The following is a 15,734-nucleotide window of genomic DNA, read 5'->3' on the forward strand; positions in this document are numbered from 1 at the left end:
AACACCAGGCAGTTAACACCAATCGGTTAATACTAGCTAAGACTCCCGATGCGTTCGCGGCCAGCGAGCTGCATCGGGAGCCACCAGCTGATGATCCTCTTCGCGGCACTCATTCTGCAGTCCCCTTATCCTCACAGCAACTATTACCAGCAAAGCAACTATCACCTGCAAAGCAATTATCACCTTCACAAAGATCAGCACCGCAGCAACATCTGCTAACTTTTTATCTGTTATTTTTTGTACCCTTATTACTCGTTTTTGATACTGTAACTGTTAATTTACTGCGCCTAATGTACCCCACATCGATAATGAACGATGTACTTACAAACAATATCGACAGAACTTATCTACAAATAAATGAGGTAATGATGAACATTCGCCCCACTAACCGCCGATTTGCTGCGCTATTACTGCTTTCACCTTTTTGGGTCACCCCTTGCTTAGCAACGGCGACCGTATCATCACAACAACTCGACGTCCCGCAGATGGCACCTTCAAACGAAGATTTACGCCTTTATGATATCGCCACCGCAACCCAAAGCGATCGCATCATGAGTGACATTCAAACCTTAGTCGATTTTGGTACGCGCCATACTCTGTCTGATACGACGTCAAATACTCATGGGGTCGGCGCCGCTCGCCGCTGGGTGAAGGCCGAGTTTGAGCGCATCTCTACGCAATGTGGCAATTGCCTCGATGTCATTGAAGTGGGCGCAAAGGTCTCTGGTAAACGTATTCCCACTGACACCCAAGTGGTCAATATCATCGCCATTCAAAAAGGTAAATCGGATCCTAATCGCGTTGTGATGATGAGTGGTGATATCGATTCACGGGTGAGCGATGTGATGGACTCAACCTCTATCTCTCCTGGTGCTAACGATAATGCCTCCGGCGTAGCTGGCGCGTTAGAAGCCGCTCGGGTGTTATCAAAATATCAATTTGAAGGCACCATTGTTTATGCGGCGCTTTCAGGTGAAGAACAGGGCTTATATGGCGGCGCAGCACTTGCTGATTATGCCAAAACCCAAGGCTGGCAAGTAGAAGCTGTGCTTAACAACGATATGATAGGTAACATCGAAGGGATCAACGGTGTGGTAAGTAATCATACGGTACGCGTGTTTTCAGAAGGCGTGCGCATAGCTGAAACGCCTAGCGAAGCAAAAGAGCGTTATTTCAGTGGTGGCGAGAACGATTCTGCCTCACGTAATCTTGCTCGTCATATTAAGTCCCTTGCCGATCAATATATGACGAATCTGGATGTGAAATTAATCTATCGCTTAGATCGTTTTGGTCGCGGTGGTCACCATTTGCCCTTCAATAAAGCCGGTTTTCCAGCGGTACGAATAATGGAAACTAACGAAAACTACAACCGACAGCATCAAGATATTCGAGTCGAAAATGGTATAGCCTATGGCGATGTCATCGAGGGCGTCGATAAGGTGCTTACGGCAAAACTCACCGCATTAAATGCGATTAGCCTAGCATCGATGGCTTGGGCACCCACACCGCCGAGTGACGTGAAGATCAGTGGTCAAGTCTCTGCTAACACGACCCTTAATTGGCAAAAATCGAACCAATCCAATGTGGCTGGCTACCGCGTGTATTGGCGTGAAACGACTGAGAGCGAATGGAGCTACAGTCGTTATGTTGGCAAGGTAGATCAATTTACTTTTAACAACTTGGTGATCGATAACTATCTGTTTGGCGTTGCCGCAGTGGGTAACAATGGCAACACTAGCCCAGTTGTATTCCCTGGCGCTGCGGGTCAGTTTTAGTACAAAGATCCCTTACGATAGATATCACAGCTGAAGGTATATGAGCGCTATGTTAGTGTTAGACATTGCGCTCTTAAGATAACATATTCATCGTTTTGTCCAATTTCCCTCCCCACTTCCCCCTGATTTAAGTTAACAACAGGCTACGCAAAAGTTAATGCATGATGATGAATACGTATGTAATCGGTTGTAGGTGAAATCGGCTCAGGGGTAACATGCAAGGGTGTTTAATTTCATGTTGTGAACTCCATATGGAATTGGCCAGGTCGAATCTATTCAGATTGAACGTGAACTGTTTCTCCTTCATTTGACTAGATCTAGAGTCTCTATCTGCTCATCTAGGCGACAGCCTTGAGAAAGTAGAACCCTAGCTTTTAGCGAATACCCGTTTAGGGAAGCGTGTATTCGCTTTTTTTTATCGAGACTCGGCCCTTAAGTTAAGCCTTTTGAAAACAGAGATGCTTAACGTAAGCTAGGCACAAAACCATGAAAGCTCAACAGCCCCTTATAATAACAAGAGAAAAATCGATGACTGACATTCGCTCAGATGATCAGCAAATTAGCTCCAAGCCCATGCTCAGCTTTTGGCAGATTTTCAACATGTGCTTTGGGTTTCTAGGGATACAGTTTGGCTTCGCGCTGCAAAATGCCAACGTTAGCCGTATCTTTCAAACCTTAGGTGCCTCGATAGATGATATTCCGATCCTGTGGATTGCGGCGCCGCTAACCGGATTATTGGTGCAACCTATCATAGGTTACATGAGTGATAATACCTGGGGGCGCTTGGGTCGTCGTCGCCCCTACTTTCTTATTGGGGCTATCTGCACCACACTCGCCCTTTTTATCATGCCGCACTCGCCTGTGCTTTGGGTTGCTGCTGGTATGTTGTGGATCATGGACGCGTCGATCAATATCGCCATGGAGCCGTTTCGCGCCTTTGTCGGCGATAACCTGCCTAACCAGCAGCGAGCCCAAGGTTATGCGATGCAGAGTTTCTTTATCGGCATCGGCGCTGTGGTTGCCTCGGCGCTGCCCTATGTATTGACCAACGACTTTAATGTCGCCAATACCGCGCCCGCTGGTGAAATTGCCGACTCAGTGCGTTACGCCTTTTACTTTGGCGGTGTAGTGCTGCTGCTAGCAGTGTGCTGGACTGTGTTTACAACCAAAGAATACTCACCACAAGAGCTTGCTAAATTTGAATCTCACGAGCAACTAGCTCGCCCAAACCAACATACCCGAACTTGGCAAACATACCGCAAAGCGGCGATTATCTGGAGCCTATTAGGCGCGGTATTAACCATGTTAGTTCTGGTTAAATCACTCGATAAGCAACTGTATATTCTTACCCTAGGCATTTTCGCTTTTGGGCCACTACAATGGTTTTGTAGCCATCGCTTACAACATCATAGCGACGTACATCGTGATAAGCAGGGAATGATATTCAGTGTTGTTGACTCACTATTTCATATGCCCAAGGCGATGCGTCAGCTTGCCGTGGTACAGTTTTTCTCTTGGTTTGCGCTGTTTTCTATGTGGATCTATACCACTGCAGCTGTAACCGACTATCACTATGGTACCCAAGATGTATTATCTAAGGCCTATAACGATGGCGCCGATTGGGTCGGGATGCTATTTGCGTCTTATAATGGTTTTTCAGCATTAGCGGCGTTGCTCATTCCCCTTCTCGCAATGGCAGTAGGACTAAAGTTTAGTCATTTAATCAACCTCTTCTGCGGCGGTCTTGGCCTCATTAGTTTCTATTTCATTAAAGATCCCAAGTTACTCTGGCTTCCTATGATAGGCGTAGGTATCGCATGGGCTTCTATTCTATCGATTCCGTACGCACTGCTCTCAAATGTATTACCTGCTGGAAAAATGGGGATCTACATGGGAATTTTTAACTTCTTCATTGTTATTCCACAACTACTCGCCGCTAGCGTACTTGGGGTTATATTAAATACCTTGTTCGATGGCCAACCTATTTTTGCGTTGATTATGGGCGGTAGCTTTATGTTGCTAGCAGGAATAAGCGTGTTATTTGTCTCCTTAAGCCCAGAAAAACAATAATTATTATTAACAGACAAGGGAATCGCCTAATGACTGTCAAGCCAACTCTTTTTAGCCGCTCGCTGATCGCACTCTCCTTAACTACCTTGCTCTGTGCTTGCGGAGCCGATTCGAACACACAAGTGGGCAGCAACACTGTCTCCCCATCCAAGATTGCACCGGGAGCGCCAGGCGAGTTACCCACGTGGGCATTTTCGGGTAAAACAGGAATTGGCACCTCCTATGAACCCTATATGGCAAGCGATTCACATACTGGGGAATACAAAGACAGCGTTGCCAACCCCATCAGCCGAGTTTGGTTCTCATTAGCTCAAGGCGTGCTAACCGAAACCATGTATGGGCTTATTCATAACGCCCAACTTAAAGAAGCGCAATTTATTATCGCGGGTAAGGATTTTGTCGACACGGAAAAAGACAACACTTTTACCAGCATAGATTATCTGTATAAGGATGACGCAGGCAGGCCACTATCACTCGCCTATAAGGTAATAAACAAGGATATTGAGGGTAAGTACCAGATAGAGAAACATTTCTTTACCGATCCCGATCGTGATGCCTTGATGATGAAGGTGATTTTTACCGCTTTTGAGCCCGGTATCACTCCCTATCTTTATGTTAATCCACATGTCGATAACAGCGGTGCCAATGATATCGCCAGCATCAGTAGCGACGGCAATACCCTATTTGCATCCACTGGCAGCAAAGACTCCACGGTTATCACCATTAAAGCCGATATCCCATTCGTAAAATCCAGTGCGGGCTTTGTTGGTCGATCTGATGGCATAACAGACCTAAAACAAAATGGTCAGATGGATTGGTTATATCAGTCGACAACTGACGACAATAATCAGTTAGGAAATGTGGCTTTAACGGCTCAGTTACCTAGCCTCAGCGTCAGCCAAAACGGTGCGCCAAGCCTAAGTGCGACTTTTGTCATTGGCTTTGGAGCAGATAAAACAAGCAGTATTAATACCGCCCAAGCGACATTAGATAGCGGCTATGACAAGGTGCTGCGCGCCTATAATGGCGAGGGCGAATCACTCGGTTGGCAAGATTATCTCTCCTCTCTCGACGCCCTTGCTCCAATGACAGCCAACACTGCCGATAACGGCAAACTCTTGTACGCCAGTGCCCTAGTACTAAAAGCGCAAGAAGATAAAACCCATGCGGGCGCATTGATCGCCTCCTTATCTAATCCTTGGGGGGATACGGTTTCTGCCGTTAAGGGCAGCACAGGCTATAAAGCGGTATGGCCACGTGATTTTTACCAATGTGCGATGGCCTTTCTGGCCATGGGCGATACTCAAACCCCAAAAGTGGCCTTTGAATACCTAAAGAAAGTACAAGTGTCGGCGCAAACTCCAGGTTATAAAGGCGTACCCGGCTGGTTTTTGCAAAAAACCCACGTTGATGGCGAAATCGAATGGGTTGGCGTGCAGCTAGATCAAACCGCCATGCCGATTATGCTTGGTTGGAAACTCTGGCAAGCGGGCGTATTAACCGATATCGAGATTAGCCATTGGTATCAAGAGATGCTTAAACCTGCGGCGGAGTTTTTGGTGACTGGTGGTGACGTTAACTTAGATTGGAACCAGACTCGCATTAGTCCGCTTAAGACTCAGCAAGAACGCTGGGAAGAGCAACAAGGCTACTCACCATCGACTTCGGCCGCTGTCATAGCTGGCTTAATTGCGGCGAGTGACATTGCTAAACACAGTGGTGATCAACAAGGCGCAGCTCGTTATCTAAATGAGGCCCAGCAGATGGAGTCTCGTCTATCGGCCCTAATGATCACGACTCAAGGATTGCTCAATGAGAAAGACAATGGACAGTCGAGATCCTCTGCCCCATATTATGTGCGCCTTGCACCAACGGGACAACCTAATAGCAGTGAGCAACTGGCTGACAACAATGGTAAAACAGGTCTTGATCAACGCCTAATATTAGATGGTGGTTTCTTAGAGCTAGTACGTTACGGAGTGCGCCGTGCAGATGATCCAACCATTAATCATACTGCAAGCCTAATTGATAATATGGCGCTTGAAGATAATCTCAGAGTAAAGTACTTATTTACCACTAAAGATGGCCAGCAAATTCCAGGCTTTAGACGTTATGGTAACGATGGCTATGGCGAAGATACTCAAAGTGGTGCGAGCTATGCCGAATCAGGCAGTAATACAAGCAATCAACGCGGACGAGTATGGCCATTCTTCACTGGAGAGCGTGGACATTTTGAACTAGCCAAAGCCTTAGCGACTGACACATTGACAGCCGAGCGCCACTCGCAACTCAAAAATCAATATGTCAAAGGGATGGAATATTTTGCCAATGATGGCCTCATGCTGCCAGAGCAAGCTTGGGACGGCATCGGCGACCCAACTCGATACAATTATCAGCTTGGACAAGGCACCAACTCGGCAACACCACTCGCCTGGACTCACGCTGAGTATGTCAAATTAGTTCGCTCGATGACAGACAATCAAGTTTGGGATCACTACCCTATCGTGGCGCCAGCGTTAAAGTAGTGATTTCTGTCATCTGATGATTAAAAAAGCCACCTAACCTCATCTGAGTTAAGTGGCTTTTTTGACACTCAAGCGCTAATCATAGTTAGTTAACCTCAACTCGGGTTAGTTAATATTGATATCTACAATACATTGACGTGTATGACTCAACCTAAAAACGATACATCCAAAAGGCGCCTAATGAGTCGAAATCATTACCAAAACGGGTTAATACACCCGTACTGTAATTTAGCTTAATGCTGTGTGAATGGTTTAACGCGATTGAATAAGTTAATCCAAAGCGTGAATTATCTTGTTTATCATTGGAATTCACACCGTTCTTGATGGTTTCCCCGCCAAAAAAATAATTACTATTGAGCGAAATCCAATGCCCCGGATCTATGATGTAAATAAGATGTGCCTGCAGTGTATATTGAGGTTCTTGCGCTAGCGCCCCTTTGCCTTGATATTCATCGTTATCGCCATAGAGGCGGACTGAGGCGATTAAGTTATAGTACCAATCGCCGAACTTTTGAGACATACCAATTCCCGGTCTCAGCACCCAGCGGTTGGCGCTAGCATTGAGTAGCTTATCAACATTATAGCTACCAATAGGTGCAGTTACTTCTAAACTGGTCCCCACAACCACCCCTTGTCGCCAAGTAGAAAACTCAGTAGCTTTCATCGCAGGGGCGCCGAAAAAGTTCCACGTCAATTTGAACGTAGGGTCGTTATAGCCACAGTTATCTGCTTCAATACGTTCGCCATTTGAGATGGCGCTACCTTCAAAACAGCTTCGAGCCACGGCCAGATCCACTTTCGCGCTACTCCCCGCTAATTCAAAAGAGCGCACGTAGGCTATCGCTGCAGTATTAATATTGAGTTGGGCATCTTCAAGTAGCACACCTGGAGAGGGTGACACTTCACCTTCGGAATGAAGATAACCAGTCGCAAGAAAATTCATATCAATAGGGATATTAGTGTAGCTACGAGGCTCTAAATCTTGAGAGTAAACGAAGTTTGGAAGTAGTACAGTAACCAGTAACATTGCACCATAAGGCTGAGCGCTATAACAGCGTGTACCATAACGATGCTTAACACCATTTTGTGATGCCACATTAGATAAGGAACGCAGTTTGATCTTGGACAATCGCATCTATAATTCCATTTAATCTACTAAATTCAATCTACTACATTCAATCTACTAAGGAGTGGATGTTTTAGTAACTAATTTAATATTTATTCTATAAGCTACTGCATAACTCTGCTTTTTCAATAAACATTTCACGGCAACGCCATTATATTCAGTTTAACCGATCCACAAGACAACATACTGTTTTGGCTCACCACAGATATGAATAACTACCTCATCATCTTGATAGCGCCCCATCAACGCCGACCCCAAAGGTGACGATGGCGTAATAACCATTAATTCATCGAGCTCCTGTGGCAGTTCTGCTACAGATAAAGGTAATTTGACCCTTACACCGCCCGCTGCGGGGCCAATAAGAAGTAGTTGAGCTCTCTCCTCACAATCGCAAACTATCACGACCGCGCCATAATCGATGGCATCGTTTTCGGTGAAATCTCTGATCTTTAATGCATCAAACATTCCCTCAGCAGCTTTACAATCCGCCACTCGCTGCGCTTGTCCATGGGCTAAATATGCCGCTTCAAGACCAAAGGTTTCATATTTACTTCGGGCTACAGTCTCACTGTGAGTAGCCGTTTCATGCGCTTGATTAGCCGCGGCAATTGCCACTTGAGTGAGCAATCTAAGCTGATCGCTAATGACAGCGAAAATGGCCGCTTTATCTAATAGCAAACGAGATCACCCACCAGAGTTAATGCTGATCAGCTTTTCGATAAAACGTTTTACCGCTGCCTCGTCGTTAAATTTGAATCCGAGGCCATAATGGATACCATTTAAGCTCTTTTGAATTCGTTTGGGAAACCGAGTCATTTCACTGTTATGAAAATAGCCCTCTTTATGGATCACCCCTTCAATAGCCGATAACTCAGATAAAAAGAGTTCATAAGCGGGACGGATCACCAGCTGACAGTCACGCTCGCTGCCATGAAGATAAATCGGCTCTTTCAATGCAGGTAACATATATTCGGTAATTTTCTTGATGGTAAAGTTGGTTCTACAATTGAGTAAACTCAAAACTGCGACTAAATCACTCTGTTCAATGGCCAAGATCAACGCTCCTAAATAGCAGATCGTATACTATGGGCAAGTTAGCCCAATTTGGTGTGGCTAGCACAATATCAAATATCCATGATTGCGGCTTGCATTAAATTCGACGTTAGCCTCGAAAGAAGTTTTCAGCAACAGTCAAATATTGTGATTAATCTGAGGTAAATACCAGCTTAGAAGCCAAGCGGCTTCTAGACATAATCATCGGTGCTGAACTAAGGTCACAATTGAACAAAATGATATAAAGGAAAATCCAGCGCCCGACAACTGAGTAAAAAAACAGCAAACATAGAAATAACAAGGCTTTTAGGAAACTTCGATGCGCGGTTATCCCAGCAAAAGAAGACCTAATTGGTGAAATTTGAACGATTTTAATAAAAATCTATAAAACAATTCTAAAAGTATTGATATACTTCCCCCCGAATTTTAGAACGTAACTCCAATAGAGTAGAAAAATGACTGATTTATCAAAGTACAGAAACATTGGTATCTTCGCTCACGTTGATGCGGGTAAGACCACCACAACTGAGCGTATTCTTAAACTAACCGGTAAGATCCATAAGCTCGGTGAAGTTCATGATGGTGAGTCTACAACCGACTTCATGGAACAGGAAGCTGAGCGCGGTATTACCATTCAGTCTGCTGCTGTAAGTTGCTTCTGGAACGATCACCGTTTTAACGTTATCGACACCCCTGGCCACGTTGACTTCACAGTTGAAGTTTATCGTTCTCTAAAAGTACTAGACGGTGGTATCGGTGTATTCTGTGGTTCTGGTGGTGTTGAACCACAATCAGAAACCAACTGGCGTTATGCGAACGAATCAGAAGTTGCTCGTATCATCTTCGTAAACAAGTTAGACCGTATGGGTGCTGACTTCCTACGCGTTGTTAAGCAAACTAAAGATGTTCTAGCTGCCGTTCCACTAGTAATGGTTCTACCAATCGGTATCGAAGATGAGTTCAAAGGTGTTGTTGACCTACTGACTCGTAAAGCTTGGATATGGGATGAAACTGGCGAAGCTGAAAACTACACCATCGAAGATGTTCCAGCTGACATGGTTGACCTAGTTGAAGAGTACCGTGAACAGTTAATCGAAACTGCCGTTGAGCAAGACGATGACCTAATGGAAGCGTACATGGAAGGCGAAGAGCCATCTATGGAAGATATTCATCGTTGTATCCGTAAGGGTACTCGTGACCTAGCATTCTTCCCTACATACTGTGGTTCTGCTTTCAAGAACAAAGGTATGCAGCTTCTACTAAATGCTGTTGTTGATTACTTGCCAGCGCCAGACGAAGTAGATCCACAGCCTCTTACCGACGAAGAAGGTAACGAGACTGGCGAACACGCTATCGTTTCAGCTGACGAGCCACTAAAAGCACTTGCGTTCAAGATTATGGATGACCGTTTCGGTGCCCTAACCTTCGTACGTATCTACTCTGGTCGCATCAACAAAGGCGATACCATTCTTAACAGTGCAACTGGTAAGACTGAACGTATCGGCCGTATGTGTGAAATGCAAGCCGATGAGCGTAACGAACTTGAAACCGCACAAGCAGGTGACATTATCGCTATCGTGGGTATGAAGAACGTGCAAACTGGTCACACTCTGTGTGATGTTAAGCACCCTTGTACTCTTGAAGCAATGGTATTCCCAGAGCCAGTTATCTCTATCGCTGTTGCGCCAAAAGATAAAGGCGGATCAGAGAAAATGGGTATCGCTATCGGTAAGATGATCGCTGAAGATCCATCATTCCGCGTAGAGACTGACGAAGACTCAGGTGAAACTATCCTTAAAGGTATGGGTGAGCTTCACCTAGACATTAAGGTAGATATCCTTAAGCGTACTTACGGTGTTGACCTAATCGTTGGTGAGCCTCAAGTTGCTTACCGTGAAACTATCACTCAAACTATTGAAGATAGCTACACACATAAGAAGCAATCTGGTGGTTCTGGTCAGTTCGGTAAGATCGACTATGTTATCCGTCCTGGTGAGCAAAACTCTGGCTTCACATTTAAGTCGTCAGTTGTTGGTGGTAACGTACCTAAGGAATTCTGGCCTGCAGTCGAGAAAGGCTTCGCAAGCATGATGAACACTGGTACAGTCGCTGGCTTCCCTGTACTTGACGTTGAACTAGAACTGACTGACGGTGCTTTCCACGCAGTGGATTCATCAGCAATCGCGTTCGAAATCGCTGCTAAAGGCGCTTTCCGTCAATCTATGCCAAAAGCGGGTGCACAACTTCTTGAGCCTATCATGAATGTTGACGTATTCAGCCCAGATGACAACGTTGGTGACGTAATTGGTGACCTTAACCGTCGTCGCGGTATGATCAAAGATCAAAACGCTGGTGTAACAGGTGTTCGTATCAAGGCTGAAGTACCACTATCAGAAATGTTTGGTTACATCGGTTCACTACGTACAATGACATCTGGTCGTGGTCAGTTCTCTATGGAGTTCGCTCACTACAACCCATGTCCAAACAGCGTTTCTGAGAAAGTTATTGCGCAAGTTAAAGAGCGTAAAGCTGCTGAAGCTAAGAAGTAATATTACTTTCTAAGCACGCTTGCTAGATACAAAAACCCTAACGGTGCAGATCGTTAGGGTTTTTCTTTTAGTCAATGTTTACAAATTAGAAATGTAAAAAGGAGTGACAGTGACAGAAGCAAACAGTGTTGTAATTCTCGACTTCGAAACGACAGGACTCTCGCCTACCCAAGGCGACCGAGCGATAGAAATTGGGGCTGTCAGACTCGAAAAAGGCATCGTCGTCGATACGTTTCAACAACTCATGAATCCAGGGTTTCGCATCACTAGTTTTATTGAGCAGTACACAGGGATCACTAACGAGATGTTAAGTGACGCTCCAAGCTGTAAACAAGCGATGGCTAACTTTGCTGATTTTATCAAAGATGCAAAACTTGTTGCTCATAATGCGAGTTTTGACCAACGTTTCTTAGAAGCTGAACTATCACGCATTGGACGACAATATTCATCGCCATTTGCTTGTTCCATGTTACTTGCTAGACGAATTTATCCAGATGCACCCAATCACCAATTGGGCACCTTAGTCAGTTACAATCGAATCCAACACGACGGCGTATTTCACCGGGCATTAGCGGATGCAGAGATGACGGCAAAATTATGGCAACATATGTTGGACACATTAGCCGAGCGTTGGCATTGCCATAATCCAAGCTTCGAGCTGATGTTAAGCTTACAAAAACAATCCAAGGCCAACATCGCCAAATTTTTAGCTAAGTAACCCAAGTTCAGGTTAAGTAACCCGAAATCAGATTAGCGCGCGCTTTTTAACGATTCAACTTCCGCACGATTGACGTTCCACTAAACTAGTCGCAATGAGTTGATTGGAGACCTGTTGACCTTTGATCAATTTCAACAGACTTTCGACCAATATTTCTCCCGCTAATTTGGTGTTTTGTTTCACTGTCGTCAACGGCGGATTCGCAAAACTCGCTACAGGAATATCATCATAACCCACAATAGCAATATCACTCGGTACATCAATCCCCTGCTCTTTCAAGGCTCGAATAGCGCCAATAGCAATGAGATCACTTGCGGCAAAAATGGCATCAAACTCAACTTTCGTTGCAATAAGTACTAGAGCAGCATCATAACCCGAGCTTTCAGTACTAATAGCATCGACTTGTAATGCCGAATTACACTTAATACCCGCATCTTTAAGCGCCTGTTGATGACCTAAATAACGTTCTTGAAACTCAGGACTATGGCTTGATGCATCACCAATGAAAGCAATTTTTTTACGGCCTTTTTTTACAAGATGCTCAGTAGCAATAATGCCACCTTGGCGATTATCACAACCAATCGAGAGCACCGAAGATTTACTTTGCGCGGCTCCCCAAATAACAAAATGGGTATTTTGCGCTAACAACCTTTCTAGCTTCTCCTCATAATCCATATAATCGCCATAACCCAGCAAGATAATACCATCTGCTTTATTACTGTCTTCATAATCGGCATGCCAATCACTGCTGAGCTGTTGAAATGATACCAAGAGATCATAACCTTGCTGGGCGGTTGCGCGAGTGATCGAACCGAGCATAGAGAGAAAAAATGGATTGATCAGCGAATCATCATTGGTGGGATCTTCGCACAACAAAAGCGCTAACGTTAAGCTACTTTGTGTGCGTAAATTACTGGCATTTTTATCTACTTTGTAATTGAGTTCCTTCGCTATTGCTTGCACTTTCAGACGGGTTTCTTCATTGACTAACGGGCTATTTCGCAGCGCTCTAGAAACCGTCGATTGAGACACGCCCGCTCTATAAGCAATATCTATTGAGGTCGCTTTTGTTGTCATCGTTATTGCTACCTTTACCTAAAACTATCGGCGAGCAAAACTCGCCGACCAATACTATACAACTTCAATACTTAAGAGGTTAAATCCCTAACTCCTTCATTAAATCATCGGCATCATCGACGACAACGGCACCTTTAACGCCTTGCGACCAAGTAGTCGAACCAAGAACATTGCTACTTCCGTGACCATGTTGTGCAAGTAATGCATCAGGATCGTGTTCTTCATCGTTTATAAAATCAGCTAACTTAATAAACTCTGTTTTATCCATCGCAAATTCAAGATAAAAAATATGGTTTCTCTCAGTCTTAAATGCCACTCTACGCGCAACAGCTTCATCTAGATTAGTATCGATCGAGATGGTGAGCTCTTTGTTAATAGTCAACATCTTAGGTTGACTCTGGTTAATCGATGTCTGCAGTTCTTTATTAACCTTAACGATAAAATCACCTAGGATCTGATTCATCAATTCCCCCATCACATCTCCGACCTCATCAGAGGTATGTGAAAAGGCGAACTCAGATTCAGGCATCCCCATCTGTGTCATATAAGCCTGGTAAATTTCTACTGCGGCTTGCGCAGAAAAATTAATTACCACTAAACCAGAAAACCCACCATCAAATATGGAGAAACAACCTAAATCAGGTTTTAGACAAGTTTTAGTAATACTCTGCACCATAGCCGCATGGGATACCTGGCTAGAAGTTGTGCTCGAAAGGACATGAGAAACCGAATGGCAAAGCTTTAATAAAATATCATCAGAGGTGATCACTTGAGATGTCATAGTCATGTTACAAACCAAAAAGAGTCAATGCTTAATTCTGCGCCCTATTGATGTAAAAATCAAAGCGAAAACAGCGCATTAGTATAACATCAAAACAAATTATCCTATTTTTCTATACAAGTGATTGAATACTTGTAAGTTACAAATGCATCACAAGCTACAACTTTAGTGCTCAATCGCTCAAAAAGTAACATCTAATGCATACATTACGGTTATTTATTGGTCTATTAGGTGACACTTGTGCGATAGCGTGAGCTAGTTCAAGTATTAGCTAATAAACACGTTAATCATGCACTATTCGTTCAATTCGATAGGGATAAAAGGTATATTTGCTGACGGTTATCTATTGATACAGTTTGAGGAATGTCATGCTAGCGATGTTAAGACGATTTACTATTTTGCAACGGCTTATTTTTATGTTGGTGCTTGCTGCGATAGGTACATTTGTATTTGGAAGCTTCTCTATCAACGAACAACGCAACAGCCTGATTGCTCAAAAATGGATACAGAATGATGCACAGCTATCAACCATATTGAGCCTGCTAGATGCCCACAATAATAGCGCTCAGCAGGGTGTTCTTACCCAAGCGGATGCACAAAAAGCTGCCCGTGAACTGATTAATCATATCAAATATGGCGCCGATGGTTTCTTTATCTTAATAGACAAGAGTCAGGTAGTGATTGCCAACGGTGCAAGTCCTAACACCATAGGTACTCACATTCGTGACTTAAAAGATGCAAAAGGACAAACGAGCATCAGTAAATTAGTGGCGCAAGCCAGTACAGAAGGGATTGCTCACGGCACGTTTGAAAGCATTAATCCACTGACCAATAAGCAAGAAACCGCATTAATGGAAGCGCGCAAGTTCGACTCATGGGGCTGGACCCTTGTGACAGCGTCATACATGAGCGATGTCAACGACACATTAATCTCACTATTGTTTAACTATCTTATTATTATGATGTTGATCTCTGTGCCGATCTTTGCATTTTTCCTTGTCTTAAATCATTCAATTAGTTCGCCCCTAAACCAAGCTATTGAAGCGATGAAAGATATTGCACAAGGTGAAGGCGACCTCACTAAACGGCTTCCGACAGTAGGTAAAGATGAAGTGGTTGAATTAGCCAAGGCATTCAATATCTTTGTCGGTAAAATCAATAAGATGGTGGCAGATCTCCAACCTGTCGGTCAGAGTTTAAATTTGGATGCAGACAGGCTATTGAGTTCAGTCGGCGAATCTAATGCCAGTGTTGATCATCTCCATCAAGAAACCAGCAGCGTCGCAACGGCAATTAATCAGATGTTGTCTACGACGCACGAGATGGCGAGCAGCACTCAACAAGCTGCCGATGCGGCCAACAGCGTCAAAGAGCAAGCGCTAGACAGTAAGACCCAAATGGACAGCACTGTACTCAATGCAGAAAAACTGGTCAATGAGCTAAGAAGCGCTGAGACTATCACTCAGCATTTAGGGGTATCTTCAGAACAGATCGGCAGCATTTTAGATGTTATTCGGGGTATCGCAGATCAAACCAATCTGTTGGCACTCAACGCTGCAATTGAGGCTGCTAGAGCCGGCGCTCATGGAAGAGGTTTTGCCGTCGTTGCAGACGAAGTCCGAGCACTGGCAAACCGTACTCAAGATTCTACCAACGAGATCCAAAAGATCATAACAGACATCCAAAATGGCGTCGCTAGCGTGATGAACAGTAACAGCCAAACTCAGGGGCAGTCTGAGCAGTTACAGAACCAAGCTCAGGCGGTTGGAGACTCTCTTAGCGCCATTTTAGATCTTATCGCGCATATCAGCGATATGAACACTCAACTTGCCAGTGCCACAGAGGAACAATCTTTGGTTACCGAAGAGATTAATCGTAATATCTGTAGCATTACTGAACTATCTGAAGTTTCTGTCAAAGCGAACGAAAGCAATCGTTTGGCGGCACAATCTTTACGTGAGATCAGTCAAACTAGCACTAAGATTTTAGGCCAATTTAAGGTCTAACCTTCGTCGATTTCTCACCCAAAGGAGAAGCAGATAGCTTCTCCTTTTTTTTGC

General features: G+C 44.4%; 11 protein-coding genes. 6 read left to right on the plus strand and 5 right to left on the minus strand.

From position 1 onward, the window contains the following. The first annotated feature begins 365 nt into the window (after positions 1-365). From K0I73_RS09890 to K0I73_RS09900, 3 genes are all read left to right on the plus strand, one after another. Positions 366-1,775 (plus strand): M28 family peptidase, encoded by a 1,410-nt coding sequence (locus K0I73_RS09890; protein ID WP_220060987.1) that lies wholly within the window; start codon positions 366-368, stop codon positions 1,773-1,775. A gap of 528 nt (positions 1,776-2,303) precedes the next feature. Beyond that, positions 2,304-3,845 carry an MFS transporter gene (locus tag K0I73_RS09895; RefSeq protein WP_220060988.1) on the plus strand — a complete coding sequence of 514 codons (1,542 nt, stop codon included), beginning with the start codon at positions 2,304-2,306 and terminating at the stop codon, positions 3,843-3,845. A 29-nt stretch (positions 3,846-3,874) separates the two neighbouring features. Continuing rightward, on the plus strand, positions 3,875-6,370 hold the full coding sequence (locus tag K0I73_RS09900; protein ID WP_220060989.1) for a glycoside hydrolase family 15 protein: 2,496 nt from the start codon (positions 3,875-3,877) through the stop codon (positions 6,368-6,370). A gap of 151 nt (positions 6,371-6,521) precedes the next feature. Here the strand turns inward: K0I73_RS09900 and K0I73_RS09905 are convergent, their stop codons facing one another. From K0I73_RS09905 to K0I73_RS09915, 3 genes are all read right to left on the minus strand, one after another. After that, positions 6,522-7,505, minus strand: coding sequence for a transporter (locus tag K0I73_RS09905; protein ID WP_258405163.1), 984 nt, complete (start codon positions 7,503-7,505; stop codon positions 6,522-6,524). 153 nt (positions 7,506-7,658) lie between these two features. Next, complete coding sequence (locus K0I73_RS09910) at positions 7,659-8,174, minus strand: GreA/GreB family elongation factor (RefSeq protein WP_220060990.1); 516 nt, start codon at positions 8,172-8,174, stop codon at positions 7,659-7,661. Positions 8,175-8,180: 6 nt separating this feature from the next. After that, entirely contained in the window at positions 8,181-8,549 is a 369-nt protein-coding gene (locus K0I73_RS09915) for a hypothetical protein (protein ID WP_220060991.1), read from the minus strand. A gap of 455 nt (positions 8,550-9,004) precedes the next feature. On the opposite strand from K0I73_RS09915, the gene fusA reads away from it, so the two are divergent. Together fusA and K0I73_RS09925 are read left to right on the plus strand one after the other, a co-directional pair. After that, positions 9,005-11,098, plus strand: coding sequence for an elongation factor G (fusA, locus tag K0I73_RS09920; RefSeq protein ID WP_220060992.1), 2,094 nt, complete (start codon positions 9,005-9,007; stop codon positions 11,096-11,098). A gap of 103 nt (positions 11,099-11,201) precedes the next feature. Beyond that, positions 11,202-11,816 (plus strand): 3'-5' exonuclease, encoded by a 615-nt coding sequence (locus K0I73_RS09925; protein ID WP_220060993.1) that lies wholly within the window; start codon positions 11,202-11,204, stop codon positions 11,814-11,816. A gap of 54 nt (positions 11,817-11,870) precedes the next feature. Here K0I73_RS09925 and K0I73_RS09930 read toward each other — a convergent pair whose 3' ends face one another. Both K0I73_RS09930 and K0I73_RS09935 read right to left on the minus strand, forming a co-directional pair. Further along, a complete protein-coding gene (locus K0I73_RS09930; RefSeq protein WP_220060994.1) occupies positions 11,871-12,893 on the minus strand; it encodes a LacI family DNA-binding transcriptional regulator in 1,023 nt (340 codons plus the stop codon). Between the two features lie 79 nt (positions 12,894-12,972). Next, positions 12,973-13,680 carry a DUF3334 family protein gene (locus K0I73_RS09935; RefSeq protein ID WP_220060995.1) on the minus strand — a complete coding sequence of 236 codons (708 nt, stop codon included), beginning with the start codon at positions 13,678-13,680 and terminating at the stop codon, positions 12,973-12,975. A 362-nt stretch (positions 13,681-14,042) separates the two neighbouring features. Here K0I73_RS09935 and K0I73_RS09940 point away from each other — a divergent pair, with 362 nt between their 5' ends. Continuing rightward, positions 14,043-15,680, plus strand: coding sequence for a methyl-accepting chemotaxis protein (locus K0I73_RS09940; protein WP_220060996.1), 1,638 nt, complete (start codon positions 14,043-14,045; stop codon positions 15,678-15,680). Positions 15,681-15,734: the final 54 nt, after the last annotated feature.

Origin of the sequence: Shewanella mesophila, from assembly GCF_019457515.1 — a bacterium.
In the GTDB taxonomy this organism is placed as follows: Bacteria; Pseudomonadota; Gammaproteobacteria; order Enterobacterales; family Shewanellaceae; genus Shewanella; species Shewanella mesophila.